General features: G+C 65.7%; 28 protein-coding genes and 1 tRNA gene. 18 read left to right on the forward strand and 11 right to left on the reverse strand.

Going from position 1 to position 26,459, the window contains the following annotated elements:
• Positions 1 to 38 precede the first annotated feature (38 nt).
• From galU to ACQVDU_RS00525, 5 genes are all read left to right on the forward strand, one after another.
• Positions 39 to 926 (forward strand): UTP--glucose-1-phosphate uridylyltransferase GalU, encoded by an 888-nt coding sequence (gene galU / locus ACQVDU_RS00505; protein WP_443476012.1) that lies wholly within the window; start codon positions 39 to 41, stop codon positions 924 to 926.
• A gap of 23 nt (positions 927 to 949) precedes the next feature.
• Positions 950 to 1,579, forward strand: a complete 630-nt coding sequence (locus ACQVDU_RS00510; RefSeq protein WP_443476013.1) for a GNAT family N-acetyltransferase — start codon at positions 950 to 952, stop codon at positions 1,577 to 1,579.
• An 84-nt stretch (positions 1,580 to 1,663) separates the two neighbouring features.
• Entirely contained in the window at positions 1,664 to 2,614 is a 951-nt protein-coding gene (locus ACQVDU_RS00515) for a large exoprotein (RefSeq protein ID WP_363498537.1), read from the forward strand.
• Between the two features lie 54 nt (positions 2,615 to 2,668).
• A tRNA-Ala gene (locus ACQVDU_RS00520) sits at positions 2,669 to 2,741 on the forward strand.
• Positions 2,742 to 2,840: 99 nt separating this feature from the next.
• Positions 2,841 to 3,317 carry a cupin domain-containing protein gene (locus tag ACQVDU_RS00525; RefSeq protein ID WP_363498540.1) on the forward strand — a complete coding sequence of 159 codons (477 nt, stop codon included), beginning with the start codon at positions 2,841 to 2,843 and terminating at the stop codon, positions 3,315 to 3,317.
• 478 nt (positions 3,318 to 3,795) lie between these two features.
• Here the strand turns inward: ACQVDU_RS00525 and ACQVDU_RS00530 are convergent, their stop codons facing one another.
• Positions 3,796 to 5,871, reverse strand: a complete 2,076-nt coding sequence (locus ACQVDU_RS00530) for an MDR family MFS transporter (RefSeq protein ID WP_363498543.1) — start codon at positions 5,869 to 5,871, stop codon at positions 3,796 to 3,798.
• Between the two features lie 114 nt (positions 5,872 to 5,985).
• On the opposite strand from ACQVDU_RS00530, the gene ACQVDU_RS00535 reads away from it, so the two are divergent.
• A complete protein-coding gene (locus ACQVDU_RS00535) occupies positions 5,986 to 6,453 on the forward strand; it encodes a DUF3817 domain-containing protein (RefSeq protein WP_443476014.1) in 468 nt (155 codons plus the stop codon).
• 14 nt (positions 6,454 to 6,467) lie between these two features.
• On the opposite strand, the gene ACQVDU_RS00540 is transcribed toward ACQVDU_RS00535, so the two are convergent.
• Together ACQVDU_RS00540 and ACQVDU_RS00545 are read right to left on the reverse strand one after the other, a co-directional pair.
• Positions 6,468 to 7,226 carry a ZIP family metal transporter gene (locus ACQVDU_RS00540; protein ID WP_443476015.1) on the reverse strand — a complete coding sequence of 253 codons (759 nt, stop codon included), beginning with the start codon at positions 7,224 to 7,226 and terminating at the stop codon, positions 6,468 to 6,470.
• A gap of 51 nt (positions 7,227 to 7,277) precedes the next feature.
• Positions 7,278 to 7,418 carry a hypothetical protein gene (locus ACQVDU_RS00545; RefSeq protein WP_443476016.1) on the reverse strand — a complete coding sequence of 47 codons (141 nt, stop codon included), beginning with the start codon at positions 7,416 to 7,418 and terminating at the stop codon, positions 7,278 to 7,280.
• A gap of 49 nt (positions 7,419 to 7,467) precedes the next feature.
• Here ACQVDU_RS00545 and ACQVDU_RS00550 point away from each other — a divergent pair, with 49 nt between their 5' ends.
• On the forward strand, positions 7,468 to 7,944 hold the full coding sequence (locus ACQVDU_RS00550; protein WP_300591356.1) for a YbaK/EbsC family protein: 477 nt from the start codon (positions 7,468 to 7,470) through the stop codon (positions 7,942 to 7,944).
• A gap of 26 nt (positions 7,945 to 7,970) precedes the next feature.
• On the opposite strand, the gene ACQVDU_RS00555 is transcribed toward ACQVDU_RS00550, so the two are convergent.
• Genes ACQVDU_RS00555 through ACQVDU_RS00570 form a run of 4 tightly spaced genes read right to left on the reverse strand, consistent with a single transcriptional unit; the run spans position 7,971 to position 12,147 of the window.
• Positions 7,971 to 9,242, reverse strand: a complete 1,272-nt coding sequence (locus ACQVDU_RS00555; RefSeq protein WP_443476017.1) for a DUF445 domain-containing protein — start codon at positions 9,240 to 9,242, stop codon at positions 7,971 to 7,973.
• Positions 9,243 to 9,292: 50 nt separating this feature from the next.
• On the reverse strand, positions 9,293 to 10,483 hold the full coding sequence (locus ACQVDU_RS00560) for an acyl-CoA dehydrogenase family protein (protein ID WP_443476018.1): 1,191 nt from the start codon (positions 10,481 to 10,483) through the stop codon (positions 9,293 to 9,295).
• 15 nt (positions 10,484 to 10,498) lie between these two features.
• Positions 10,499 to 10,906, reverse strand: a complete 408-nt coding sequence (locus tag ACQVDU_RS00565) for a DUF4260 family protein (protein WP_443476019.1) — start codon at positions 10,904 to 10,906, stop codon at positions 10,499 to 10,501.
• Positions 10,907 to 10,941: 35 nt separating this feature from the next.
• Positions 10,942 to 12,147 carry an MFS transporter gene (locus ACQVDU_RS00570; RefSeq protein ID WP_443476020.1) on the reverse strand — a complete coding sequence of 402 codons (1,206 nt, stop codon included), beginning with the start codon at positions 12,145 to 12,147 and terminating at the stop codon, positions 10,942 to 10,944.
• Between the two features lie 401 nt (positions 12,148 to 12,548).
• Between ACQVDU_RS00570 and nrdH the strand changes: the two genes are divergently transcribed.
• The 6 genes from nrdH (at position 12,549) to ACQVDU_RS00600 (ending at position 19,488) form a co-directional block, all read left to right on the forward strand.
• On the forward strand, positions 12,549 to 12,782 hold the full coding sequence (nrdH, locus tag ACQVDU_RS00575; RefSeq protein ID WP_292709002.1) for a glutaredoxin-like protein NrdH: 234 nt from the start codon (positions 12,549 to 12,551) through the stop codon (positions 12,780 to 12,782).
• A 3-nt stretch (positions 12,783 to 12,785) separates the two neighbouring features.
• Positions 12,786 to 13,223, forward strand: a complete 438-nt coding sequence (gene nrdI, locus ACQVDU_RS00580; protein WP_292709000.1) for a class Ib ribonucleoside-diphosphate reductase assembly flavoprotein NrdI — start codon at positions 12,786 to 12,788, stop codon at positions 13,221 to 13,223.
• The gene (gene nrdE / locus ACQVDU_RS00585; protein WP_443476021.1) at positions 13,205 to 15,361 is read left to right on the forward strand and encodes a class 1b ribonucleoside-diphosphate reductase subunit alpha; all 2,157 of its coding nucleotides are present in this window, start codon (positions 13,205 to 13,207) and stop codon (positions 15,359 to 15,361) included. Before nrdI ends, nrdE begins: the two co-directional genes overlap by 19 nt.
• A 34-nt stretch (positions 15,362 to 15,395) precedes the next feature.
• Positions 15,396 to 16,370, forward strand: coding sequence for a class 1b ribonucleoside-diphosphate reductase subunit beta (gene nrdF, locus ACQVDU_RS00590; RefSeq protein ID WP_292708996.1), 975 nt, complete (start codon positions 15,396 to 15,398; stop codon positions 16,368 to 16,370).
• 106 nt (positions 16,371 to 16,476) lie between these two features.
• Positions 16,477 to 16,737, forward strand: a complete 261-nt coding sequence (locus tag ACQVDU_RS00595; RefSeq protein ID WP_363498570.1) for a hypothetical protein — start codon at positions 16,477 to 16,479, stop codon at positions 16,735 to 16,737.
• A gap of 3 nt (positions 16,738 to 16,740) precedes the next feature.
• Positions 16,741 to 19,488, forward strand: a complete 2,748-nt coding sequence (locus tag ACQVDU_RS00600) for a DNA methyltransferase (protein WP_443476022.1) — start codon at positions 16,741 to 16,743, stop codon at positions 19,486 to 19,488.
• A gap of 26 nt (positions 19,489 to 19,514) precedes the next feature.
• Here ACQVDU_RS00600 and ACQVDU_RS00605 read toward each other — a convergent pair whose 3' ends face one another.
• Both ACQVDU_RS00605 and ACQVDU_RS00610 read right to left on the reverse strand, forming a co-directional pair.
• Positions 19,515 to 20,645, reverse strand: coding sequence for a class I SAM-dependent methyltransferase (locus ACQVDU_RS00605; protein ID WP_443476023.1), 1,131 nt, complete (start codon positions 20,643 to 20,645; stop codon positions 19,515 to 19,517).
• A 32-nt stretch (positions 20,646 to 20,677) separates the two neighbouring features.
• Positions 20,678 to 20,830: a DUF4287 domain-containing protein gene (locus tag ACQVDU_RS00610; RefSeq protein ID WP_443476024.1), complete on the reverse strand. Its 153-nt coding sequence runs from the start codon at positions 20,828 to 20,830 to the stop codon at positions 20,678 to 20,680.
• Positions 20,831 to 21,015: 185 nt separating this feature from the next.
• Here ACQVDU_RS00610 and ACQVDU_RS00615 point away from each other — a divergent pair, with 185 nt between their 5' ends.
• Positions 21,016 to 22,332, forward strand: coding sequence for an acetyl-CoA hydrolase/transferase family protein (locus ACQVDU_RS00615; RefSeq protein ID WP_443476025.1), 1,317 nt, complete (start codon positions 21,016 to 21,018; stop codon positions 22,330 to 22,332).
• A 24-nt stretch (positions 22,333 to 22,356) separates the two neighbouring features.
• Here ACQVDU_RS00615 and ACQVDU_RS00620 read toward each other — a convergent pair whose 3' ends face one another.
• Complete coding sequence (locus tag ACQVDU_RS00620) at positions 22,357 to 22,596, reverse strand: hypothetical protein (RefSeq protein WP_300590412.1); 240 nt, start codon at positions 22,594 to 22,596, stop codon at positions 22,357 to 22,359.
• A gap of 151 nt (positions 22,597 to 22,747) precedes the next feature.
• Between ACQVDU_RS00620 and ACQVDU_RS00625 the strand changes: the two genes are divergently transcribed.
• From ACQVDU_RS00625 to ACQVDU_RS00640, 4 genes are all read left to right on the forward strand, one after another.
• Positions 22,748 to 23,191, forward strand: coding sequence for a MarR family winged helix-turn-helix transcriptional regulator (locus tag ACQVDU_RS00625; RefSeq protein WP_443476026.1), 444 nt, complete (start codon positions 22,748 to 22,750; stop codon positions 23,189 to 23,191).
• On the forward strand, positions 23,188 to 23,574 hold the full coding sequence (locus ACQVDU_RS00630; RefSeq protein WP_443476027.1) for a DoxX family protein: 387 nt from the start codon (positions 23,188 to 23,190) through the stop codon (positions 23,572 to 23,574). The genes ACQVDU_RS00625 and ACQVDU_RS00630 overlap by 4 nt, the downstream gene beginning before the upstream one ends.
• A 62-nt stretch (positions 23,575 to 23,636) precedes the next feature.
• Positions 23,637 to 23,942 (forward strand): DoxX family protein, encoded by a 306-nt coding sequence (locus ACQVDU_RS00635; RefSeq protein WP_443476028.1) that lies wholly within the window; start codon positions 23,637 to 23,639, stop codon positions 23,940 to 23,942.
• 65 nt (positions 23,943 to 24,007) lie between these two features.
• Positions 24,008 to 25,399, forward strand: coding sequence for a DUF222 domain-containing protein (locus ACQVDU_RS00640; protein WP_443476029.1), 1,392 nt, complete (start codon positions 24,008 to 24,010; stop codon positions 25,397 to 25,399).
• 35 nt (positions 25,400 to 25,434) lie between these two features.
• Here the strand turns inward: ACQVDU_RS00640 and ACQVDU_RS00645 are convergent, their stop codons facing one another.
• On the reverse strand, positions 25,435 to 26,415 hold the full coding sequence (locus ACQVDU_RS00645; protein WP_443476030.1) for a Gfo/Idh/MocA family protein: 981 nt from the start codon (positions 26,413 to 26,415) through the stop codon (positions 25,435 to 25,437).
• Positions 26,416 to 26,459 lie beyond the last annotated feature (44 nt).

Raw genomic sequence — 26,459 nt, forward strand, 5'->3', positions numbered from 1 at the left:
TCACATCGTGTTCATAGCCTCTCGGTAGAGTGAGGGCCATGTCTGATCTCCCCTTCAAGGCAGTGATTCCCGCGGCGGGTCTCGGCACTCGCTTCCTTCCTGCCACCAAAGCCATGCCCAAAGAGATGCTGCCGGTGGTTGACAAGCCGGCGATCCAGTACGTCGTGGAAGAGGCCGCGGCTGCTGGCATCCAGGATGTGCTGATCATCATCGGGCGGAACAAGAACAACATTGCCAACCACTTCGACTCGGTTCCCGAGCTCGAAGAGAAGCTGCGCGAGAAGGGCGACGGCAAGAAGCTGGCGGCCGTCGAGCACTCCTCGGACCTCGCCGAGGTGCACATGGTGCGCCAGGGTGAGCCCAAGGGCCTGGGCCACGCAGTGCTGCGTGCGAAGTCGCACGTCGGTAACCACCCGTTCGCGGTGCTCCTCGGTGATGACCTGATCGACGAGCGCGACCCGCTGCTGACCAAGATGCTCGATGAGCACCGCCGAACGGGTGCCGCGATCGTCGCGCTCATGGAGGTCGACCCCGAGCAGATCCACCTCTACGGTTGCGCGGTTGCTGAGCCCACCGATGACCCGGATGTCGTGACCGTTGGAGGTCTCGTCGAGAAGCCTGCCACGGAAGACGCTCCCTCGAATCTTGCGATCATCGGTCGCTATGTGCTCGCGCCGAGCGTGTTCGACGTTCTCGAGCACACCGAGCCGGGCAAGGGTGGGGAGATCCAGCTCACCGATGCGCTCGAGGAACTGGCGACCGACCCGGACGGACCGGGTGTGCGCGGCGTGATCTTCCGAGGACGCCGCTACGACACCGGCGATAAGGTGGACTACATCAAGGCCATCGTTCAGCTCGCCTCGGATCGTGAAGACCTTGGCGCCGAGCTGAAGCCCTGGTTGAAGGATTTCGCGGCGACCCTGTAGCGCCGCCCGGGTGGGAGGGTCACGTGGATCTGACGTCGCCCTTCCACCACGGTCCGGTATCCATTCGTCTCATCCGACCGCGCGACGCCCGCGTTCTGCAGCAGCAGCTCCTCGACAATCGATCGTGGTTGCGGCGGTGGGAGGCGACCAGCCCCGATGGGCCGGTCTCGTTCGACATGAGGCTCAGCATCCGTCGCCTCTTGCAGCAGCATCGCGAGGGAGCCGGTGTGCCCTACGTGATGGAGTACGAGGGGCAGTGCGCCGGACAGCTCAACGTCTGGGGGATCGCTCGGGGTTCCCTTGCCTCTGCGACGATCGGGTACTGGATCGCCGAGGAGTTCGCCGGCCGCAACGTGACGCCGATTTCGGTCGCCCTCGCCACCGACATCTGCTTCCGAGAACTCAACCTGCATCGGGTTGAGATCTGCATCCGTCCCGAGAATCGGGCGAGTCTGCGGGTGGTTGAGAAGCTCGGCTTCCGCTATGAGGGGTATCGGCGTCGCTACATCCACATCGACGGTGACTGGCGTGACCACTACGCCTTCGCGCTCGTGCGCGAGGACGTTCCCGAAGGTGTGCTGCACCGGTGGGTGGCGGGGCGGGTCCCGCCGGATGCCGCGACCGTGCCTCCCGAAGACCGGATGCCCGTCTGAATCGGTGCCTGTTGGCGCAAACCGAGACAGACACACGTCGCGGGCTCCCGGGATCGTGCGTCCGCGTCGCATACCGTATGGATCATGGATGGGCAGGTACTCGGGGGTGGCGTGATCGTCGCGGTTTCCGTGCTCCTGTGGCTCGTCTATCTCGTGCCCTCCTGGTACGAGCGTCGCCAGTACGACGCGGCCGAACGAAACGCCGTCCGCTTGAACCAGGCGCTGCGCGTTCTCGCCGAGACGAGCGAGACGCCGGACGAGGTTCGCCTCGAGCTCAACACCCGCACCGCACAAGCGCAGCAGCGCGAAGCCAAGCGCGCGCTCGCCGAGCGAGAGCGGCTCGCCAAGCTTGCCGCCGCGGAGCGGGAGCAGGCAGCGGTTGAGGAGGCCCGTTCCGAGCTCGTTGCCGCGCGGTCGCTTCCGGCAGCTCGTCGTGCTCGCGCTCGCCGCCGTGCGCGGCTGTTGACCACGATCGTCGGGCTCGTCGCCATTGCCTTCCTCGGTTGGGGCGCGTGGCAGCTGGCCACGACCGGATCGCAGACTCTGCTGTGGTGGTCGGCCGGCATCCTTGCGGTCTGTGCAGCAATGCTCGTGCAAATGGCCCGTATCTCGTCGCGTGCCGCCGTGCGGTCCCAGGTCACCGTGGAAGCCCCCGTGCGGGCAGCCCCCACGGTGCAGGATGTCGCTCTACCCGTCTCGCGCCAGTGGGCGCCGCGCGAACTGCCCAAGCCCCTCACCGCGGCATCCGGATCCCGCGCAGCCGCAACACTCGACGGTGTTGCAGCGCGCGAGGCTCTTCGCCGAGCGGCGCTGGATGAGGCAATGCGCCAGCGCGCGGAAGCCGCTGCGCCGCCCACGATCGACCGCGCTCGCGCCGAGCGTGAACGTGCCCGGCAGGCGGCATCCGTCGCTGCACCTGCGCGGGAGACTGCCGCTGCGGCGGGAGTGGATTTCGCGCGTATGGGGTACGTCGACGACGCCGAGATCGAAGCCCACGTGCGCGATCTGTTGAGCCGCCGCGCTGCCAGCGCTTAGGGGCTCCAGCGATTCAGCCCGCCGGGGCGTGCGTGATAGTGTTACTGGGTTCACGGGCCTGTGGCGCAGTTGGTAGCGCGCCTCGTTCGCATCGAGGAGGTCAGGGGTTCGAATCCCCTCAGGTCCACCCTGTGTTGAGTCGCGTCATAGGTCTCTCCTGAGTCGCGTCATAGGCGACTAGAAGACCTGACTGCTGTCGCGAGCGGCTATGTGTCACTCTTGCGTCATGCATCTGCGCCGAAGCTTCCCCGCGGTCATCGTTGCAGCCTGCGTGCTCTTGGCCGGCTGTACGTCATCCCCTGATGCCTCACCGACGAGTTCTGCCACGGCATCCGTGAGTCTTGCGCCGGTGACCGCTGAAGACCTTGCTGTCGGCGAGGACCCCGACGGTGTCGAGGTTCAGGTCGAGGGATCCTCACAAGTGGTGTTCCGCCGCATCACTCTGCGTCCCGGTGCGGGAACGGGCGAGCACTGCCATGCCGGTCAACTCATTGCCGTTGTCGAACAGGGAACGCTGACGCATTACGCTCCCATTTACCCGGGAGGCGTGCACGTTTACGAGACCGGAGACGCGATCGTCGAGGGCGCAGGATACATCCACCAAGGCGTCAATGAGGGTACCGAGGATGTCGTGCTGTTGGTGACCTACGTCATCGAGGATGGGCAACCCCTCGCGCAGACCGACCTCGCGAAGTGCGACTGATCGCCCGCTGCCGTTGCACATCCGCTCGGGCCGCGCAATCCGTTCGCCGATCCGGTTCGCACTCCGTACCGTCGGCGTCATGGCTATCGAACTGAACAAGCCTGCCTGGGAGTAGGCGCAAAAGCTGATTCGCGAAGGAGAGGTCGTGCGCGGTGAGCGCGACGAGTGGTCAGAGGCCGCCCCGTCACCGGACGACGAGAACACCTTCATCGAACAGCACGGATGGACCGAGTTCTCGCACTGGCATCTGGGTGTCGATCGGAGTGAGAACCCGAGACTAAAGGCGCCTACAGCTTTCCGTACGGTGACCTCGCCCGCGTACATCGCTCGGGGGTGATCTCGGCTGAGAGCCGGGCCGGCCAGTACGACCATACGGCGATCCGTGATGCGCTCAAGGACCTGCTCGAGCGCATCGACGGTGGCAACGCTTAGCTGCGACGCGTCGTAGGGCAGGGACTACCTGGATGGAGCGAGTCTCCTAGCTGCGGGTTCCTGCGCTCGTCGGTACGGGACCCGTTGCCGTGCCGGGCGTGACCATTGCGCCGAACTCCTCCGCCGCGGCGGTCGCGAGCATCGCCTCGTCGTCGGCGGCTTCCTGCAGTGCGGAGCGATCGCGCAACGGCGGGGTGCGGAAGAAGAGCGAGAGCACGAAGGCGATGAGAACGACGTACATCCCGACCCAGTAGACCAGCACCGTCGACTCGTTGAAGGCGATGAGCAGCGGCTCAGCGAGCGCCGGGTTCGCGCCGGTGAGGAACGAGGTGTCATCCATCGTGCTGCTATCGAGCGAGCTCTCGCCGCCACCGGCGAACTGTTCCTCGATCTGCGGAATGATCTGTGCCACAAAGGCCTCGCGGTCGGCGGCGTCTGAGAAGTCGAGTGTGACCGTGCCGTCGCTCGAGATCTGCGCGACCGGGATCTGCTCCTCGATCTGTGCCGTCGCCGCGGCCTGCGCCTGCGCGACGGCAGCCGCGGTGGCTGCCTCTTGCGCGGATGCCGGGATGGTCCCTGCCGCGACCTGATCGGCGACGGCCTGAGTGGCGGCATCCGTTGCCTGCTGCAGCCCCTGCTCGATCTGCTGCGTGGTTGCATCAGTAACGGCTGAAACGATCGGGGTGTAGATCGTCTGCATGATCGCCGCGTTCTCGGGAGCGTTCGCGATCTCGGGAGTCAGTGCGGCGTTCAGTGCGCCCGACAGGTTCGTCTCGTTCTGGAAAGCGGTCTGCACGTTGGTGGGGAGCACCGTGAACAGCAGCGAGAGGAGCACGGCAGTCCCGGCGGTGCCACCGATCTGACGGAAGAAGGTCGACGCGCTCGTGGCCACACCCATGTCGCGCGCGCCGACGGAGTTCTGGCTCGCGATCGTGAGGGTCTGCATGAGCTGCCCGAGCCCGAGCCCGAGCAGCAGCATCGCGCCGGCGATCATCCAGTAGGACGAGTCGTATCGCATGAACGTCAAGACGAAGTAGCCGAGCGCCATGAACGCGGTGCCGGTCATGGGGAAGATGCGGTACCTGCCGGTGCGCGCGATGATCTGGCCGCTCGCGATCGACGAGATCATGAGGCCGAGGATCATCGGCAGCAGCTGGAGGCCGCTCTCGGTCGGGGTCGAGCCCAGGACGAGCTGCAGGTACAGGGGGATCGTGAGCATCGCGCCGAACATCCCGAAGCCGACGAACACGCCGATGACGGTTGCCATCGAGAACGTGGGGGAGCTGAACAGCTTCAGGGGGATGATCGCGTCATCCTTCATCGCCCGCTCGATGAGCACAAAGGCCAGGATGCCGATGGCGCCGATCACGTAGCAGGAGATGGCGATGGGCGAATCCCAACCCCACTCGCGGCCCTGCTCGGCGACCAGCAGCAGCGGCACGAGGGCGACGATGACGGCGGCAGCCCCCCACCAGTCGATGCGAACCGAGCGGGCGCCGTTATGGCGGGGAATGTGGAGGAAGCGCACGACGACCGCGAGGGCCGCGATACCGATCGGCACGTTGATGAGGAAGACCCAGCGCCATCCGTCGATCCACAGGATCTGGTCGGCGCCGGCGAACAGGCCGCCGATGAGCGGGCCGATCACCGAAGAGATACCGAAGACGGCCAGGAAGTATCCCTGGTAGCGGGCTCGCTCGCGCGGCGCGAGGATGTCGCCCATGATCGCGAGGGGCATCGACATCAGGCCACCGGCACCGAGGCCCTGGATCGCGCGGAACACGGCGAGCTGCACCATCGACTGCGAGAAGCTGGCCAGGATCGAGCCGATGATGAAGATCCCGATCGCGATGATGAACAGCGGACGACGGCCGAAGATGTCAGACAGCTTGCCGTAGATCGGCGTCGAGATCGTCGCCAGGATGAGGTACGCCGTGGTGACCCACGCCTGCAGGCTCAGTCCATTGAGGTCGTCGCCGATCGTGCGGATCGAGGTGCCGACGATGGTCTGATCCAGCGCAGAGAGGAACATACCGGCCATGAGGCCGAAGATGACCACGAGGATCTCTCGGTGTGTCATCACCGGAGCGCCGGCGGCAGGGCGAACTGCAGCAGTTGACATAGTGCCTCACGAGAAAAGAGGGGCAGAGCGCCCGAAAGATGGTTGACCAGACGCAACTATATACCCGGATCGTCGGAATGGAGTTCGGAACACTCCTTCAGCTATGCTGAAGGAGTGTTCCGAACTCCGCTCTCCCTCTTTCGCACCCTCGCCATCCTCGAGGCGATTTCGTGGACCCTGCTCATCGCAGCGCTCATCGCTCGCGCCGTGAACCCGGAGCTCGCGCTCGCCGTAACGATCGGGGGCGGCATCCACGGCTTCATCTTCTTGTCTTACGGCGCCACGGTGATCCTCGTGGCGCTGAACAACAGATGGCGGGCGTGGCCGACCGTTGTCGGTCTCGTCAGTGCCGTCGTGCCGTACGCCACGATCCCGACGGAGATCTGGCTGCACCGGCGCGGATCGCTCGCCGGGACCTGGCGCCTTGAGCAGACCGACGACCCGCGCGATGGCGCCTGGTACGACCGTGCGTTGCGCTGGTTCCTGCGCCGCCCGTGGATACTCGGCATCCTCATCGCCGCGGCTGTCGTCATGCTCTACGTGAGCTTGTTGATGATCGGCCCGCCCGGCGGGAAGGGCTGAGGTTCGACCGCGCCTCAGCTCAGCTCGTGCATGACGAACGCGAGCAGGAATCCGAGGGTCGCCCACAGGCCCGTCAGGAAGTGAAGGCGCTCGAACGCTTCGGGGATCATCGTGTTCGCGACCATGGCGAGCAAAGCGCCCGCAGCGATGCTCGTGATAATGGCGATGAGCTCGGGTGGCGCGGTCTGGAGGGCCAGGTATCCGACCACGGCTGCGACAACGGACGCCGCAGTGATGCCGCCCCACAGCACCGCGACAGTCCGGCCACGGCTCCCATCCTGCTTGAAGGCCGCCGTCGACGAGAGCCCCTCGGGAATGTTGCTGATCGCAATCGCTGCGACGACCGGGATGCTGAGTCCGCCCGTCTGCAACACCGAGAGTCCCAAGACCACAGACTCGGGGATGCCGTCGATGAGCGACCCGATCGCGATCGCTGCTCCTCCGGCAGAAAGCGCGGCCTTGCCCTTCCCGCGGCGCTTGGCGATGTTGCGGGAGTCGGTAGCTGCGGGCTTTGGGCGTGAGACTGCCCAGTCGGCGACGATGTAGATCACGGCGCCGCCGAGGAAACCGGCAGCGGTCGGAACGATGCCGCCGCCGTCAGCAGCTTCGGCCACCAACTCGAATGCCAGTGTCGAGATCAGCACGCCGGCGCCGAAAGCCATGATCGCCATGACTACGAGCCGCGGCACCTTCACGAACCACGCGACGCCGGCACCGACGAACAGAGCGCCGCCGCCGATCAGGCCGCTCAGCGCGGCAAGCCAGACTCCCACGCGGCAAGCCTACGGATGCCGCTGGCTGGTGCCACGGCATCCGTGAGCGTGTCAGCTTCCGCCCGAGAGGACGCCGACCAGGCCCGAAACGACCAGATACACGCCAACACCGGCGACGACAACCCAGATCGTGATGCGCGCGGGCGTGATCTTGTTCTTGTCGTTGCCCGACCCGCCGCCGAAGAAGCTCATGGGCACAGAATATCCGGAGGGTGCTTGCTGCTCGCCCTAGGCTCAGATCATGTCCGATCACCTTCCTGCTCGCAGCCGCCTCGTCCACGACGCGATCCGCGCCGCGGGGATTCCCGGCGACATCGTCGTTCTCCCGGATGCCGCCTCCACCGCGGCGCTGGCAGCCGAAGCCCTCGGAGTCGAGGTGGGCGCTATCGCGAACAGCCTCGTGTTCTGGTCCGACGGTGAGCCACTTCTGGTCATGACCAGCGGCGCCCACCGCGTCGATACGAAGGAATTGGCGACGCGGCTCGGGCGGACATCGATCATCCGCGCGACCCCCGATCAGGTGCGTCAGGCGACGGGCCAGGCGATCGGAGGAGTTGCGCCGACGGGCCATCCGGCGCCGCTCGTGACGATCGTCGACGAAGACCTCGCCGCGTTCCCCGAGATCTGGGCGGCAGGCGGCACGCCGCACACGGTGTTTCCGTTGACGTTCCCGCAGCTGGTCGACCTCACTGGCGGGACCGTCATCAGCGTCGTGTGACCGCGCCTGATCGCTGCAAGGGGCACTCAGCCGAACAGGGCGTGCGCGATCGTGTAGATCGCAAGGCCCGCCAGCGCGCCGACGATCGTGCCGTTGAGGCGGATGTACTGCAGATCGCGGCCCACCATGAGCTCGATCTTCTCGGTCGTCTCGGCAGGATCCCACCGCTCGACGGTGTCGGTGATCAGCGAGGCGATGTCGTGGCGATATCGGTCGACGAGGAAGACTGCGGCATCCGTCACCCAGGTGTCGACGCGACGCTGCAGTTCGGGTTCGCGCACGAGCCGTTCACCGATGTCACGAAGGGCACTGTCGATCTGTGTGCGCAGTCCGCTCTGCGGGTCGGCGAGCGCGTCGAGAAGGCCCGACTTTGCCGTGCTCCAGGCATGGGTTGCTAGGTCGCGAACGCGGGGGCTGTCGAAGATCGCGAGCTTGGCATCCTCGAATCGGCCGATCGTCTGCGGGTCGTGCTGCATGCTCTCGGACAAGCGGCTGAGGTAGGCGGTGATCGCAGCACGGGCCGGATGCTCGGGATTGGTTCGCACGGCACGCACGAACCCGACGGCCTCGGAGTACACGGTCTCGTCGACGAGGCGCGCGGCGATGCTCGGCACCCAGGAGGGTAGGCGCCCCGAGACCAGGCCCGTGAAGGCATCCCGGTTGTTCGCGAGCCACTCGTCGATGTTCTCGGCGGCGAGGTCCACGGCGGTTCGGTGGGCGTCGGCGTCGACGATGCGGCCGAGCCACTCGCCGATCGCCGGCGACCACTCCGGCACGATGAGGTGCTCGCGGGCGAGGGCGGTGATGACCTCTTGAGCGTCGTCGTCGCTGAGGGCGCGAAGGATGCCGGAACCCATCGCCGCCGCTTCCGACCCGATCCGCGCCGCGTGCGCGGGATCGCTCAGCCACGCACCCAGGCGGGCGGCGATCGAGGTCGATTCGAGCTTGGTGCGCACGACATCCGTCGCGAGGAAGTTCGTCTCGACGAACTCGCCCAGCGACTGACCGATCTCGTCTTTCCGCCGCGGGATGATCGCGGTGTGGGGGATCGGGATCCCCAACGGATGCCGAAACAGCGCCGTGACCGCGAACCAGTCCGCCAGCGCACCGACCATTCCGCCTTCGGCTGCCGCGCGCAGGTAGGTGAGCCCCGGAATCTGTTGCTGGCCGATGAAGCCGACGAGGAACAGGACTGCCATGAGCAGCAGCGCCCCGAGCGCGACGGACTTCATCGTTCGAAGCCCTCGTCGCCGCGCTTGGTCTGCGGGGCTCAGCGCGGAGGTCGGCGTGCGTGCCATTCCCACATCCTCACACGTCGCTGGTCGCGCCGATCAGGAAGCGCGAGAGCTCAACCCGAGACCGGCCCGAGCCACGCCGTCGCCACGGTGGCGTGAGCGGACTCCGGGTCGGACGGGTGGAACATCCCGGCGAGCACGTCGCGGTAGAGTCGGCTGAGCTCGCTCCCGGCGAAGTAGCTCGACCCGCCAGCCACGAGGATCGCATCATCCACGACGGCCTTGGCCATGGTGACGGCGCGGTGTTTCACGCCCGACAGGAGCGAGAACCACCGCGGCCCGTGATCGACGAGGGTGTCGATGTCGCGGCTGAGCGTCTCTAGCTGCGGGGGAAGCGCGTCGTACGCGAGGGCCATATCGGCGATCCGCCACCGGATGTCGGGATCCTGACTGTAGGTGAGTCCCGTCTTCTTCGACCGGCGCGTGCCGACGGTCGCGACAGCGACATCCAGTGCCCGCCGTGCGATTCCGGTGTAGACCGACGCCAGCAGAATCTCGAAGACGCTGAAGATGCCGAACACGATCGGGTCGGGGTTCGGCCCGGGAGGGATGCGACGCACGACCCGGTCTGCCGCGGCCAGGGCGCCCCGCAGCTGAGTCGTGCGGGACTGCGTGGCGCGCATGCCGAGCGTGTTCCAGTCGTCGCGGGTGACGATTCGTCCGGCATCCTCTTCGGACCGCGGCACGAACGCGTAGACCATCTTCGGGCCGTCAGGAGAGGTGGTGTCCAGGCCGTGGAGCCCGAGCTGCGTCCAGACCGGCGCGAGGGAGGTGAAGATCTTTGTGCCGGTGAAGGCGTATGAGCCGTCCGACTGCGGCGCGGCGTCAGTGTCACTGCCGAAGAGCACGAGATCGTTGCCCGCCTCGCTGATGCCGAACGCGAAGATCTCGCCGGCCACGGCGCCTTCGAGCACGAAGCGCAGGTCGTCGACGCCGCGATCGGCGAGCGCCTTCGCGACACCGGTCCACACAAGGTGCATGTTGATCGCGAGCGCTGTCGCCGGGGCTGCGGTAGCCAGGCGCTGCTGCAGGAGCGACACCTCGGCAAGACCGAGGCCCGACCCGCCGAGTTCCGTCGGAGCGAACAGCGCGAGGTACCCGGCATCCGTCAGGTCGGCGAGGTCGTCGTGTGGGAAGGTGTTGTCGCTGTCGTGCCGCGCCGCACGCTCGCGGAACCGCTCGAGCAGTTCATCGGGCAGCACGGATGCTGGGTCGAAGGGGCTGCGGTGGTCAGGGCTTGTCATGGCTTCGGCATCCTTTCAGCGCGCGCGCGGCCTGTACGTGCCGACGGGAATGATCGTGCCGTCGGGTGCGCGCATGCCGAATCCGAAAGTCCGATCCAGAGCGATGTGAAGCAGCCAGCCCATGCCGCACCAGAACAGCGGCAGTCCGACCTCCCGCATCTCCCACAGGTATGCCATGGAGCCGCCGAGGAAGAACAGCAGCGCCGGAATCCACGCCTGATGCAACCAGTTGTAGAACGCGACGCGTTCGGGGCGAATGATGCCGCGCTGGCTGCTGGACGCCCCGATCAGGGAGATGTCGGGGAGCACCGCGAACACGATGATGATCCCGGCGGTCACCCATCCGTGGCCGATGCTCTCGAAGACCGTGACGATCAACAGTGCAATGGCAAGAAGAGTCCAGGCGAGCCGGGTGTACGTCACGGGTTCATCGTAGGCGCGCGCGGTGAACGCGAGGGTCAGGTGATCGTGGGAACGGGCTCGGTATCGGGGATGGGGCTCGGATCCCGGTCGCGCAGGTCGGGGAAGCCACGGACGAACACGATCGCCACGATCGCGCCGGTGGCGGCGAACAGTGCTGCGGCGAGGTAGGCGCCCTGGGGGCCCGCGCCGTCGACGAGGAAACCCGCGACTGCCGAACCTGCGGCCGCACCGATGAGCTGTCCGGTTCCAATCCAGCCGTAGGCCTCGGCGGTCTCGCTGAACTTGACGCTCGCAGATGTCATCGCGAAGATCACTGCGAGTGCTGGCGCTACACCGAGTCCCGCGACGGCGAGTGTCGCGCCCAGCCACCAGGCGTTGAGCGAGATCATCGTGAGGCTGAGTCCTGCCGCAACGATCAGCATCCGTCTGGCCGTCGCCCATGGTCCGATCGGGATATGCCCGAAGGAGAGACCGCCGGCGAGGCTTCCGATGGCGAAGACGGCAAGCACAAGGCCCGCCTCGATCCCCTCGTGTCCGAAGGTGGCGACCACGCCGACCTCGACGGCGGCACAGGCACCGATCAAGAGGAAGCCGACGACCGTTGCCAGCAGCACCGCGGGCTTGCCGAGCACCTTTCCGAAGCTGCGCCGACTGCGAGGGATGCGCACCCGGCCGACCTCGGGGGAGAGGATGAACCACGCGCCGCCGCCCAGCAGCACGATGACGATGAGCGCGAGGGCTTGGACCGTGCCGATCTGCGTCGCGACGAACGTGATGAGCACGGGAGCGACGACCCAGATGATCTCCTGCAGCGAGGCATCCAGCGAGTACAGGGGAGTCACCTGTCGCGAGTTGACCATCTTCGGGTAGATCGTTCGAACCGCTGCCTGAACCGGCGGTGTTGATAGACCCGCGATGAGCCCCAGCACCATATAGGCGGGCAAGGGGAGGGCGAACGCCGCGATACACGCGATCGCGGCAGCGCAGATGGCGAGGGTCACGGTCAACACCCGCCGCATGCCCCACAGGCCCATCCACCTGCTCGTGATCGGACCCGCGACAGCCTGCCCGACGGAGGTCGCCGCCAGCACGAGCCCAGCGGAGCCGTAAGAGCCCGTGACCTGCTCAATGTGCAGCAGGATCGCCAGGCTCGTCATCCCGTTCGGGAACCGCGCTGTCAGCTGCGCTGCGATGATGCGCGCGACCCCCGGAGTGCGCAGCAGTTCTCCATATCCCGCCACCCTCCTACGGTAGTCGCGCCGAACCGGTTGGGCGATATCGGAGCGCGGACCACGCGGTGCGTGGACGGATGCTGCGACACGCCGCGACACGCCGGAAACGCAATCCACAGGCGAATTCGATGTCGGTGGATCGCCGTAGCGTCGCGCTGTGGAGGGATGACGGATGCAGGCACCCGGACCCGCGTGATTTCAGGCTTCTCCCAGGTTTCGCGGGTTGGTCGATCTGTGGATGAAACGGTGGACAAATCGCGTTGTATCTGAGGAGAGCGGTGGAAAACTACACGAATGTAACTACTACCCCTTGTGGTGCTATCTGATGTCGGCACCCATATGTAGTATTGGACTCCCGGTGGGGGAGCTGCCGGTTCGACGAAGGATTTTGAGGGGACAACGGATCTAACATGGCGATCACGGTCTACACCAAGCCGGCCTGCGTGCAGTGCACTGCGACCTACCGCGCGCTGGATTCCAAGGGCATCGATTACGAAGTTCTCGACCTCTCGCAGGACCCCGCGGCCCTCGAGCAGGTCAAGGCGCTGGGCTACCTGCAGGCCCCCGTCGTCATCACCGACGAGGACCACTGGTCGGGCTTCCGTCCCGACAAGATCGACGAGCTCGCGTCTCGCCTCGCCTGAGCCATGAGCACGGCGATCGCGACAGAGACGCCGTTGCTCGTGTACTTCTCGAGCGTTTCGCAGAACACGGCGCGCTTCATCGAGAAGTTGGGATTGCGCGCTGAGCGCATCCCGCTCTTCGCATCCGAGCCGATGCTCCTGGTCGATGAGCCCTTCGTCCTGGTCACCCCCACCTATGGGGGAGGCCAGGGTCGCGGCGAGGAGCGAGGCGCGGTGCCCAAGCAAGTCATCCGGTTCCTCAACGTCGAGCAGAACCGCACCCTCATCCGCGGCGTCATCGCCGCGGGAAACACCAATTTCGGCGACGCTTTCTGCGCCGCCGGCGACATCATCAGCCGCAAGTGTCACGTGCCGCACTTGTACCGGCTCGAATTGTTCGGCACGTCGGAAGACGTCACACGCGTAAGCGAAGGATTGGAACGATGGTGGAAGCTGCAGTGACAGACACGGCATTCAAGACCGAGGCCCGCTTCGATGGGCTCGACTATCACGCCCTCAACGCCATGTTGAATCTGTATGGGCCCGACGGCAAAATCCAGTTCGACGCCGACAAGCGTGCTGCGCGGGAGTACTTCCTGCAGCACGTCAACCAGAACACCGTCTTCTTCCACTCGCTGAAGGAGAAGCTCGACTACCTGGTCGACAAGCAGTACTACGAGCCCGCCGTGCTCGAGAAGTACTCGTTCGAGTTCATCTCGTCGCTGCACGACCACGCGTTCGAGAAGAAGTTCCGCTTCGAGACCTTCCTCGGCGCCTTCAAGTACTACACGAGCTACACCCTGAAGACCTTCGACGGAAAGCGCTACCTCGAGCGTTTCGAGGACCGCGTCGTGATGACGGCCCTCGGTCTTGCCGACGGTGACGAGGCCCTCGCGACGCAGCTGGTCGACGAGATCATCTCGGGTCGCTTCCAGCCCGCGACCCCGACGTTCCTGAACACCGGCAAGGCCCAGCGCGGGGAACTGGTCTCGTGCTTCCTGCTGCGCATCGAAGACAACATGGAGTCGATCGCCCGTGGCATCAACTCCGCGCTGCAGCTGAGCAAGCGCGGCGGTGGCGTCGCACTCCTCCTGTCGAACATCCGCGAGGCGGGTGCTCCCATCAAGCAGATCGAGAACCAGTCCAGCGGCATCATCCCCGTCATGAAGCTGCTCGAAGACAGCTTCAGCTACGCCAACCAGCTCGGGGCACGTCAGGGAGCGGGCGCCGTCTACCTGTCGGCCCACCACCCCGACATCCTGAAGTTCCTCGACACCAAGCGCGAGAACGCCGACGAGAAGATCCGCATCAAGACCCTCTCGCTCGGGGTCGTGGTTCCCGACATCACGTTCGAGCTGGCCAAGAACGGCGAGGACATGTACCTCTTCTCGCCGTACGACGTCGAGCGCGTCTACGGCGTGCCGTTCGGCGACATCTCGGTCACCGAGAAGTACCGCGAGATGGTCGATGACCCGCGCATCAAGAAGAGCAAGATCAACGCGCGCGAGTTCTTCCAGACCCTCGCCGAGATCCAGTTCGAGTCGGGCTACCCGTACATCATGTTCGAAGACACCGTGAACCGGGCCAACCCCATCAAGGGCCGGATCAACATGTCGAACTTGTGCTCCGAGATTCTGCAGGTCAACACCCCGACGACCTACAACGAGGACCTCTCGTACGACCAGATCGGCAAGGACATCTCCTGCAACCTCGGGTCGATGAACATCGCGCTGGCGATGGATGGCGGCGACCTGGGTCGCACGGTGGACACCGCAATCCGCGCCCTCACCGCGGTGAGCGACCAGAGCCACATCGCCTCGGTCCGCTCGATCGAGGACGGCAACGACCGCTCGCACGCGATCGGCCTCGGCCAGATGAACCTGCACGGCTACCTCGCTCGCGAGCACGTCCACTACGGCTCCGAAGAGGGCATCGACTTCACGAACATCTACTTCTACACGGTGCTGTTCCACGCACTGCGGGCCTCGAACAAGCTCGCCATCGAGCGGGGGACGGCGTTCGAAGGCTTCGCCGACTCGACCTACGCGTCGGGGGAGTTCTTCGACAAGTACACCGAGCAGGAGTGGGTGCCCCAGACCGAGCGGGTGCGCGAGCTGTTCGCCGGCCACCACATTCCCACGCAGGATGACTGGCGTGAGCTGAAGGCGTCGGTGCAGGCGCACGGCATCTACAACCAGAACCTGCAGGCCGTGCCCCCGACAGGCTCGATCTCGTACATCAACAACTCGACGAGCTCGATCCACCCGATCGCCTCGAAGATCGAGATCCGCAAGGAAGGCAAGCTCGGCCGCGTCTACTACCCGGCGCCGTTCATGACCAATGACAACCTGGAGTACTACCAGGATGCCTACGAGATCGGTTACGAGAAGGTCATCGACACCTACGCCGCTGCGACGCAGCACGTCGACCAGGGCCTGTCTCTGACGTTGTTCTTCAAGGACACCGCGACCACTCGTGACATCAACCGGGCACAGATCTACGCCTGGAAGAAGGGCATCAAGACCATTTACTACATCCGTCTGCGTCAGATGGCCCTCGAGGGAACTGACATGACGGAGTGCGTCAGCTGCATGCTCTGAGCACCGCCGATTCGACTCTGCGAGAAAGACGACAATGACCGAGAAGCTCAAGCTGATCGACCACGTACAGGCGATCAACTGGAACCGCATTCAAGACGACAAGGACCTCGAAGTCTGGAACCGTCTCGTGAACAACTTCTGGCTGCCCGAGAAGGTGCCTCTCTCCAACGACGTGCAGTCGTGGAACACCCTCACCCCCGAGGAGCAGACCCTCACGATGCGCGTGTTCACGGGGTTGACGCTCCTGGACACGATCCAGGGCACCGTCGGTGCGGTGTCGTTGATCCCGGACGCGATCACACCGCACGAAGAGGCGGTGTACACGAACATCGCGTTCATGGAGTCGGTGCACGCGAAAAGCTACTCGTCGATCTTCTCGACCCTGTGCTCGACGAAGGAGATCGACGAGGCGTTCCGCTGGTCGGTCGAAAACCCCAACTTGCAGCGCAAGGCGCAGATCGTCATGGAGTACTACCGGGGCGACGAGCCGCTCAAGCGTAAGGTCGCCTCGACCCTGCTGGAGTCGTTCCTCTTCTACTCGGGCTTCTACCTGCCCATGCACTGGTCGAGCCGTGCGAAGCTCACCAACACTGCCGACCTCATCCGCCTCATCATTCGTGACGAGGCAGTGCACGGGTACTACATCGGCTACAAGTTCCAGAAGGGGCTCGAGCGGGTCGATGAAGCCAAGCGTCAGGACATCAAGGACTACACGTTCTCGCTGCTGTACGAGCTCTACGACAACGAGGTGCAGTACACGCAGGACCTCTACGACGGCGTCGGCCTGACCGAAGACGTGAAGAAGTTCCTGCACTACAACGCGAACAAGGCGCTCATGAACCTCGGCTACGAGGCGATGTTCCCCGAGTCGGTCACGAACGTGAACCCCGCGATCCTGTCGGCCCTGTCGCCGAACGCCGACGAGAACCATGACTTCTTCTCGGGGTCGGGCTCCTCGTACGTCATCGGCAAGGCTGTCGCGACCGAGGACGAGGACTGGGACTTCTAGATCCGGTTGTGGAGAAACGGTGATGTCCACAGATCCTGCGTCGGCGTCTGGCGACGTCGCAGGCGGGGCATACCGTGAAGCTCACGCTGCATCGGAAGGGGACGAGATGGCACAGCAGGTGACCGACAGCGTGGCCGCCGAAGAGCGGGCGCGCGAACAGGCCATGGGCGAGGTGTCGGATGTGCTGACGAACCTCGACTACGCACTGGAGCGCGCACGCAAGGCGCTTGAGCGCATCCGCAAGTCGGGCGCTCACCCGAACGCTGAGGCAGCTATGAAGGATCTCGTTGACGCCCTGCAGGCTGAGCGCAAACGGTTCGTGCAGCAGACGTACTTCAGCGTTCCGAACAAGACCCGGATGTTCTGACCGGTGACGGGTGCGGTCCGCAGCGGCGCGGAGCTTCAGCGAGCACTCACCGACTTCGTGCGCCGCTGGTCGGGATACTCCGGCTCGGAGCGGGCAGAGGCTCAGACCTTCCTGAACGAGTTGTTCGCTGCGTACGGCAGTGATCGCCAGTCCGTTGGTGCACGGTTCGAAGATTTTCGCAGTTCTGCGGGCTTCATGGACCTGCACTGGCCGGGCATCATGATCGTCGAGATGAAGGCTCCCGGCATTGCGCTGGAGAAGGCCGCCGATCAACGCGATCGGTACTGGCGCGAGTCGAGTGATCCCGCCACCGACACGCCGGCTGCCCGGTGGGTCGTGCTCTGCAACTTCCAGGAGTTCGAAGTCTGGGAGCCGGGTCGTTTCCCGAACCGACCGCGTTCGCGGTTCACGCTCGCGGAGCTTCCCGAGCACTACGACGCCCTGCTGTTCCTCCAAAACGAGTCGTTGGAGCCGGTCTTCAGCGAGCATCGACGTGAACTGACCGAGGATGCCGCCCGCCACGTCGCAGAGCTCTACCGCTCGATGCTCGACCGATCGGCGGCCCCGGTCGATGAGATCCAGCGCTTCACCATGCAGTTGGTCTGGTGTCTCTTCGCTGAAGATCTCGGGATGCTCGAGGGGTATCCGCTGCAGGCGACCGTCGAGGCGCTGCTCAAGGAAGACGATCCCGACTCCGCGAAGGAGATCGGCTATCTTTTCCAGCTGCTCAATCAAAAAGGCGACCACAACCGGAAGGGTCGCTTCGCGGGTACGCGATACGTCAACGGTGACCTGTTCGCCAGGCCTGCCGCCGTCTACCTTGATCGAGCGGAACTTCTTCACCTGAAGCAGGCCGCCGAGTTCAACTGGCGCGAGGTCAACCCGACAATCTTCGGTTCGCTCCTCGAAGGAGTGCTCGGCGATGACCGCCGCTCCGAGATCGGCGCGCACTACACGCACGAGGCCGACATCATGAAGATCGTTGCGCCGACGATCGTGCGCCCCTGGCGTGAGCGCATCGAGACGACCGGATCGGTCACCGAGGCGGTTGCGCTTCTCGATGAGCTGTGCGCCTTCCGCGTCCTTGACCCCGCCTGCGGGTGCGGCAACTTCCTCTATGTTGCGTATCGCGAGTTGCGCGGGCTCGAGTTCGATCTCAAGCAGCGCATCGATCGCCTCGCCGCCGAAACCGGTTCCCCGCGTCCCACTGGCACGCTTCCCTTCTATCCGCTCTCGAATCTGTTCGGGATCGACATCGAGCGGGTCGCCGTCATGATCGCGAGGGTCACGCTCTGGATGGGGCACCGGCAGATGATCGAACGGTACGGCGAGGCTGAGCCCGTGCTGCCGCTGGTCGACCTCTCCCGCATCGCGCAGGCCGACGCGCTGCAGACCGACTGGCCCGAGGTGGATGCGATCATCGGCAACCCGCCGTTTCTGGGAGCTAAGCTCTTACGCCCCAGCCTTGGTGACGACTACGTGGATTGGCTCGTCCGTCAGTTCGGCGTTGGGGTCAAGGATCTCTGCGTGTACTGGTTCCGGCGCGCTCACGAGCATCTTCAGCCTGAACAGCGGGCGGGACTCGTGGGAACGAACTCGATCAGCCAGACAACCGGACGTCTGGCATCGCTTGCCTACATTGCCTCGACTGGTGGGGTGATCACCGATGCGGTCTCCTCGCAGAAGTGGCCGGGGGACGCGAAAGTCCACGTCAGTATCGTGAATTGGGTGAAATCGCCGTCTCGGAACCCTACAGATTTCACCCTTGACGACCAGGTCGTATCTGGGATCGCACCGAACCTGCGCGCCGGTGACGCGGCAGGTCTCGAGGTCGGCTCGATCGCTGAGAACAGAGGGCGTTGCTTTGCCGGAGTAGTTCCGCAGGGCAAGGGATTCCTCCTTGACGACTCGGTGGCGAGCGCGCTCTTGGCTTCGGATGACGCCGCCTACGAGCAGGTCGTTCGTCGATTCCTTACGGGCGCCGACATCGCGGAAGACGTCAGGCAGGCACCGTCTCGATGGGTCATCGACTTCGGTTCTCTGCCACTCGAGCGCGCTCTCACCTTTCCCGCCGCTGTCGACATCCTCCGCTCGTCGGTCAAGATCGAGCGCGAGACTTCGACAAACCGTGCGGTCGAACGTCGATGGTGGCTCTTTGGTCGACGTGTGGAGGACATGCGGGCGGCGATTGCACCGCTTCGTAGATACGCCGCGGCGGCGGCAACGGGCAAGCGACTGCTGCTTGCCTGGGTAGAACGGACGGTGGTTCCGAACAACGCGGTCGTCGTGTTCGCGTTCGATGATGATTACTCAATGGGCGTCCTGCTATCCAGCGCACACGAAGCATGGGCGAGGGCGCAATCTTCGACACTCGAGACGCGCCTCCGCTACACGAACGCGGCGGTCTTCGACACCTACCCGTGGCCGGATCCCGTCACGCCCGAGCAGCGGGAAGCGATTGCTGCCGCATCCCGGGCGCTCTATGCCCGTCGAAGCGAACTCTGTATCGAGCACAGCATGGGCCTTACGAAGCTGTACAACCTCATGGACGAGGGTGGTTTCGCCGATCTCGCCGCACTGCACCGCCGCCTCGACGAAGCTGTGGCAGCCGCCTACGGCTGGCCGAAGTCGGTGGCGCAGGATCCCGAGCAGATCGTGAGCCGACTCACCGCGCTCAACCGTGAGATCGTCGACGGCGGCCGGGCGTACGATCCGTTCGCGGCGCCGATGCCGACCGAGCGGGAGAGCTGAGGGCTGGAACCTCTTGAGCCGGCCCCTCAGCGACGCGTCGAGGCCGTGACTGTGAACTTTGGGGTGCGGGCGATCTGACGGGTCGGGCCGACGAGCTTCTCGAGCGACGGGCGGTAGCGCAGGGCCGAGTTCCAGACGGTCCATAGTTCGCCGCCGGGGCGCAGCACGCGAGCCGCATCGGCGAACAGGTGCCGGGCGATCGTTTCGTCGATCGCGGCTCCCCGGTGAAACGGTGGGTTCAGGGCGATGAACGACGCACTCGCGTCGGGCAGGGTCGACAGCGCATCATCGCGAGCCACTGTCATCCGGTCGGCGATTCCGTTGGCGGCGGCGGTCGCCCGAGCCGATGCGACGGCGGCGGCCGACTCGTCCGACGCGTAGACACGCAGCCCCGGATGCCGCAGAGCGAGGGTCGCAGCGACGATGCCGTTCCCGCACGCCAGATCAACCGCCGGATCGTCGGCGTGCCCGGGAATCGTGTCTGGCAGGTTATCGATCAACAGGCGCGTTCCGATGTCAAGCGTTGCCCCGGCGAACACGCCGCCGAAGGCGCGGACCTCGACATCCGTGTCACCGATGCGCAGCCGCGCCGCGGACGGCTCGGGATCCCGACCGTCGTGAGGACCGTGCGCGATAAGCACCCGCGACTTCTGGCGGGCGAGCGAGACATCCACGGTGTCGAAGTGCTCCCGCAGCACGTCGTTCATGCCGAGGCTCATGTGTTTGATCCGCCCGCCCGCGAATACAACGACATCGGGCGCGGCGTGCGCGGCGATCAGCCCCGCGATGTCGCGCAGCGCCTCGAGTGACCGGGGGAGCCGGAGGAGAACGACCCGAGCATCGCGCACCAGCTCCGCACCGAGAGCGAGCGACTCGACGGATGCTTCGAGCCCGGTCGAGCGCGCGTTGGCAACCACCGCGCGCTCGCCGCCAAGGGAATCCTGGTGCACGCGGACGACACCATCATCGGCATCGCTCGCGCACGCGAGGGCCAGGGCGCCGAACGTGTCGCCGATGACGGCGATCTCGCGCCGCGCAACGCCTTGTCGCGCCTCCGCTGATTCGTCGAGCAGCAGCCGATCCGCCGCATCGTGTGCGCGGCTATCCGGGTCGCCAGCGTCGGGATACGGGCGAAGAGTGTCGAGGTCGAGAGTCACTGGATCCACGCTATCCCGCACCGCGCCAGCGCTCAGCCCTGCGCGAGCGCCGCCTTCGTGTACGCCACCACAGCGTTCGCGTGGCCGTGTCCCAGCCCATGCTCCGACTTGAGAACCTCGACAACTGCCATGTGCGCGTCGCCGGCATCGAGGCGTTCGACGGCGATGTCGATCCAGTCCTGCACGGGACGACCGTACGTCTTCTCGATACTGGGGAAGCACGCCGGGGGTCCTTTCGGCTTGTCGATGCCGGAAAGGTCGGGGGCGAGCACTCGCGAGGCCGTGACACGACAGTAGCGCCCGCCCTCGACACTCCGGCAGCCCGTCATGCCAGAGTGGATCCGTCGGCGACAGCGCTGGAGGATCACGGATGCCGGTTCAGGATGACTACCGTCGCAAGCTCGTGTCGGCAGCGGATGCCGCGGCATCCGTCCCCTCGGGGACGCAGCTGCTCGTGGCGATGGGCCTCGGGGCGCCGCCGGCAGTGCTCGCAGCTCTCGCCGAACGTATCCGCTCCGACGATCTCGTCGACCTGGATCTCTATTACGGCATGGGCGGTGACGCGATCGGGGACACGATCCTGCAGCCGGGCGTCATCGAGAAGGTGCGTGCCCACACCTTCTTCGTCGCCGGGCGCGATCACCACATCATCGCCGATCCCGCCCGGGCCGACCGCGAAACCCTCGATTTCATTCCGGTCAACTTCTCGAACCTGCCACGGTTGATCCGCGAACGCCTCGATGTCGACACGTTCCTGGTGCAGGTCAGCCCGATGGACGCGAGCGGTCACTTCTCGTTCGGTGTCGTCAACGATTACGCGAGCGTCGCGGCGCGCGCCTGCCGCCGCCTGATCGTCGAGGTGAACCCGAACATGCCCCGGGTCTTCGGCGAGTCCCTGCTCCACATCGATGAAGTGGACGCCATCGTCGAGCATGCCTCGCCCCTCCCCGAGGTCGCCGAGGCGGCTCCGGCGGATGCCGACCTCGCTATCGCGGCGCACGTCGCGGCGCACATTCCCGACGGCGCGACGCTGCAGATCGGTGCCGGCCGGGTTCCCGCCGCGGTCGCTGCGGCCCTGGGGGATCACCGGGACCTCGGTATCCATTCGGCGCTTTTCTCCTCGGCGTTCGTGCCGCTCATCGAGTCGGGCGTCATCACAGGGCGGCGCAAGACCCTGCATCCGCGGCGGCACGTTTGGACCTCGACGGTCGGGGATGCCCACACCTACGCATTTATGAACGACAACCCGTCGATGGTGAGTTTCCCCGCCGACTACGTCAACGATCCGCAGATCATCGCCCGTAACGACGCCATGATTTCGGTGAACGCGGCGATCCAGGTCGATCTCTACGGGCAGGTCAATGCCGAGATGATCGGCGGCGTGCAGTATTCGGGATCCGGCGGTCAGTTCGATTTCGTGACCGGAGCGGCCAAGTCGCGCGGTGGCAAGTCGTTCGTGGTTCTCCCGGCCACAGCGAAGGGCGGGATGATCTCGACGATCGTGCCGCGGGTCGACATCGTCACCGACGAGCGTATGGATGTCGAGCACGTCGTGACCGAGCACGGCATGGTGAATCTTCGGGGGCTCTCGACGCAGGAGCGGGCTCTTGCCCTGATCTCGCTTGCCGACGACGCCCACAAGGATGCTCTGATCGATGCGGCGCGGCGACAACGACTGATCGCCTGAGTCGTCGTCACCGGCTCGTGAGCGCTACCGGTGGTGCCGGTGGCCGGAGCCTGCCGAGACCGGGTGTGGGCCGGTCGAGGTCGGGACGGGCAGCGAGAAGAAAGAGTGAATCTCTTCGAGCACACCGGTGAGGCGCTCTACGGCTGACTGGAGACTGTCGATCGCGTGGAGGGTGGGGTCGTCGGGGTAGCTCTGCTGGGCCTCGTGAAGCTCCGCGAGGGCCCGGCTGAGGTCCTTTCGGATTTCGTACAGCGAGGTGTCCATTTCCCGATGATGACATGACCTACGCGAGATTGCGTAGGGACCTTTTTCCCGGTCATTGCCGCTGACTTCTTTATCCACGACGGTCCGACCGGGGAGTTCGGGAGGGCGCGGGCTACGATGAAGGATCAGGCGCCCCGCAGAAGGAGATCCCGTGGCAGCTCAGCAACGACGGTTCAGCCCGGTCATCGCGCTGCTGACGATGTCGAGCATCTGGGAGGCCCAGCTCGGCGCGGTTCTCAAGGACCTGGGGCTCACCACCCGCAAGTATGCGCTGCTCGGCCACATCTACGGGATGCCGGGTATCTCCTTCAGTGAGCTCGCGCGGCGTTCGCAGATCACCGTCCAGACTGCGCACACCGCCGTGCGCACCCTCGTCGATGAAGGATTCGTGCACGATTCGACAGCTCACGCTGGTTCGGCATCCGAACTGCGGGTTACCGAGAAGGGTGACTGGGCTCTCATGGAGGCCGAGAAGCGACTGCGCTCTCTCGACCGGGAACTGTCGAAGGGCGCGCCGGAACTGTCACAGGCGCTGCGTGGCCTGCACGAGGAACCCGTCGAAGTTCACCCGGCTGCAGGCCGACGCACGGCATGACGCTGCTTCGCTGGCTCCTCGCCGCCCTCCTGGTAGCGGCGGGGGTGTCACACCTGACGTGGGGAAGACGCGGCTACCGCATCGTTGTGCCCGACTGGGCGACACGGATGCTACGCACCGACAAGGATGCGATCGTCGTCGGCTCCGGCGCGGTGGAGATCATGCTCGGCGCAGGTCTCGTCGCCCTGCCGCGCGAACGGGGACGCCTCGGCGCCGCGGTGGCGGCATTCTTCATCGCCGTGTTCCCGGGAAACGTCCACCAGTGGCAGACGGGTCGGTCTGCGCCGCTGCTCGACACGGACACCCGCCGCTTTGTGCGGCTCTTGCTGCAGCCGCTGCTGGTGGTCTGGGCCCTCGCCGTCGCCCTGTCTCCCGAGCGGTAACCCTCCCCGCAGGCTTCGGCCAGGCATCCGTCTGCGACGTTGACTTTCGCAGTCCGGGCGGTTTGGCTGGGCGGGCACAGGTGCCGCCCTGGGCTACGGAGCTCTCACCGCTCGACGAGGATGCGATCGTGGTGGCATCCGGAGTTGTCGAGATCATGCTCGGCACGGCTCTTGTCGCGCTGCCGAAGGAGCGGCGCCGCGTCGGCGCGATCCTCGCGGCGTTCTTCATCGCGATCTTCCCCGGCAACATCTCGCAATACGTCGAGAAGCGTGACGGCTTCGACCTCGACACCGATACAAAGCGCCTCGTTCGACTGTTCTTCCAGCCGGTGCTCGTTGCCTGGGCCTGGTGGTCGACGCGCCGCTGACGGCATCCGCTGCCCGAGACCTCGCGCCGAGGAGCAATGTCGGAACCCCCTCGTAGTGTCGGGGTATGGACGATTTCGGCATCACCGACCCGGGCGAGAGGGCCCTGGGCATGGATGCCGCGTCCTGGGCTGACTCGCACACCGTCGACCCCGATGACTGCTTCGTTCGTGAAGGTGACTTCTGCGACTCCGACGAGGAGCTGGGCTGGGTGCCGGCGCGGCCCGACGCCGTGGCGCTCGTGCTGGAAGTTGCGACGATGGAGGCAGTGTTCGCGGCGGAGCGGCTGGCGCGCATCGACCAGCTGCGTCTCGAGGCGCTCGATGACGTCACGCGATACGGCGGGGGCTCGCGGGAGCTGATCGAGCGCTCGGTGCGGCTTGAGCTCGCCGCAGCCCTCCGGATCACCGAGAACCAGGCGGGCATGCTGATGTACCGGGCCGAGGCTCTCGTGCACCGGTACCCGACAGTTTGGGAGTCGCTGTCTCGCGCCGGGATGACCGAGCGGCACGCCATGATCATTGTTGATGAGCTTGCTCCCCTCGAACTGGAGGTTGCGGCACGGCTCGTCGAGAATGCGCGAGAGCTTGCCGAGTCCCTCGCGGTCGGTCCGTTCCGCCGGGCACTCCGACGCCTCATCGATAAGGAACTGGCACCGACGCTGACGGTTCGGCACGAGCACGCCATCCGACGCCGGCGGGTCTTCGTCGAGCCGGAGGCCGACGGGATGTCGTGGGTGCATGCGCTGGTGCCCACGGTCGAAGCTCACGCCATCCACGGTCGGATAACAGCAAAGGGCAAGGCGTTGCTCGCCGCGCACGTCGGAGGCGAAGGCTGCGGCTCTCAGCCCGATGACCGCACGCTCGACGAGATCCGCGCCGACATCTTGTGCGATCTCCTGCTCGACGGCATTGTTCCGGCTCACCCGAAGGACGTGCAGGGTATCCGCCCGACGGTTGTCGTGACGGTGCCCGCGCTCGCCCTGCTTGGTGCGGATGGCGGTGGCGCCCACGACCCTGCGGTTGTGGAGGGTGTCGGTCCGATCCCGATCGAGAAGGCGCGGGAACTTGCCGGGGCCGCGACGGGGTGGATCCGGGTGCTGACCCACCCCGAGACCGGTGTTGTCCTTTCCGTCGGCAGAACCCGATACCGACCCCCGCCAGACATGGTGGCGCTCACGAAGTGGCGCGCCGATAGATGCATGGCACCGGGGTGCGGGATCCCCGCCTCCCGATGTCAGATCGATCACTCGCTCGCGTGGGAACACGGCGGAGAGACCTCGGTCGTGAATACCGCCCCGCTCTGTCAGGGGCACCATACGGTCAAGCACCATGGTGGGTGGCGCGTCATCCAGACCGGAGACGGGTCGCTGCTGTGGATCTCTCCGAGCGGTCGTCAGTACACCGTTGCACCGGAGCGCCGGCTTCCCGTCTTCCGGGCGGACTCGGTCGCCGCCTGAGCGGACCCGCCCGAGACGAACCCGCCTGAGCGGGCTTATTCGCTGGGGTAACGCACGCCGAGCTGCGCGCGCAGCTCGTCGAGGACGTGCATGATGGCTACCGACTCGTCCAGCGGGAGCAGGTCGCTGTCGGTCTTTCCCTCCGCGATCAGACGCTCGGCGGCAAGCGCCTGATACTGCATGCCCCGGCCCTCCACCTCGCTCTGATACTCCTCGAGAACCTCGCCGTCGGGTGCGACGACGCGGAACGACGTCGGCGAATACCACACGCGATCGATGTCGATCCGCGCGTCAGTGCCCAGCACATGAGCGGTATTGGGGCCCACGGCCCGCGAGGTCGAGATCGAGGTTGAGACCGCGCCACCGGCGTGGGTGAAGATTGTCGCGACCTCGGCATCCGCACCGGTGTCAGCGAGACGGCCGCGAGCGATCACCGTCTCGGGCTTGCCGAGCACATCCCACGCGAACGAGACCGGGTAGATCCCGAGGTCCAGGAGCGATCCGCCGCCGAGTTCGAGAGCGTTCAGACGGTGGCCCGGGTCGGACGAGATCCGCTGAGTGTGATCGGCGAAAACGGTGCGGATCTCACCCAGCGTCCCTGCGGCGATGATCTCGCGGATCCGCACCATGTGCGGGAGATACCGGGTCCACATCGCTTCCATCGCAAGCAGCCCCTGAGTACGAGCGACATCGCGCACCCGCTCGGCCTCGGGGCCGGTCAGCGTGAACGGCTTCTCGATCAGCACGTGCTTGCCGGCTTCGAGCGCGAGCACAGCGTTGTCGGCGTGCATCGGATGCGGCGTCGCGATGTAGACGATGTCGACATCGGGATCGGCGACGAGGTCCTCGTAGGAACCGTGCGCGTGCGGTATGTCGAACTGATCGGCAAAGGCCCGCGAGGCGTCCGCGCGACGAGAGCCCACCGCCGAGACGGTCAGTCCGGCAGTTCGCAGGTCGCTCGTGAAGGCGTGCGCGATACCGCCGGTGGCCAGGATTCCCCATCGCAGTGCAGTCATGCTTCGAGCGTAGCCCGCCCGTGCAGTGCCGCGAGTAGCCTCGA

The organism is Microbacterium sp. F2 (assembly GCF_052274505.1).
Lineage (GTDB): Bacteria > Actinomycetota > Actinomycetes > Actinomycetales > Microbacteriaceae > Microbacterium.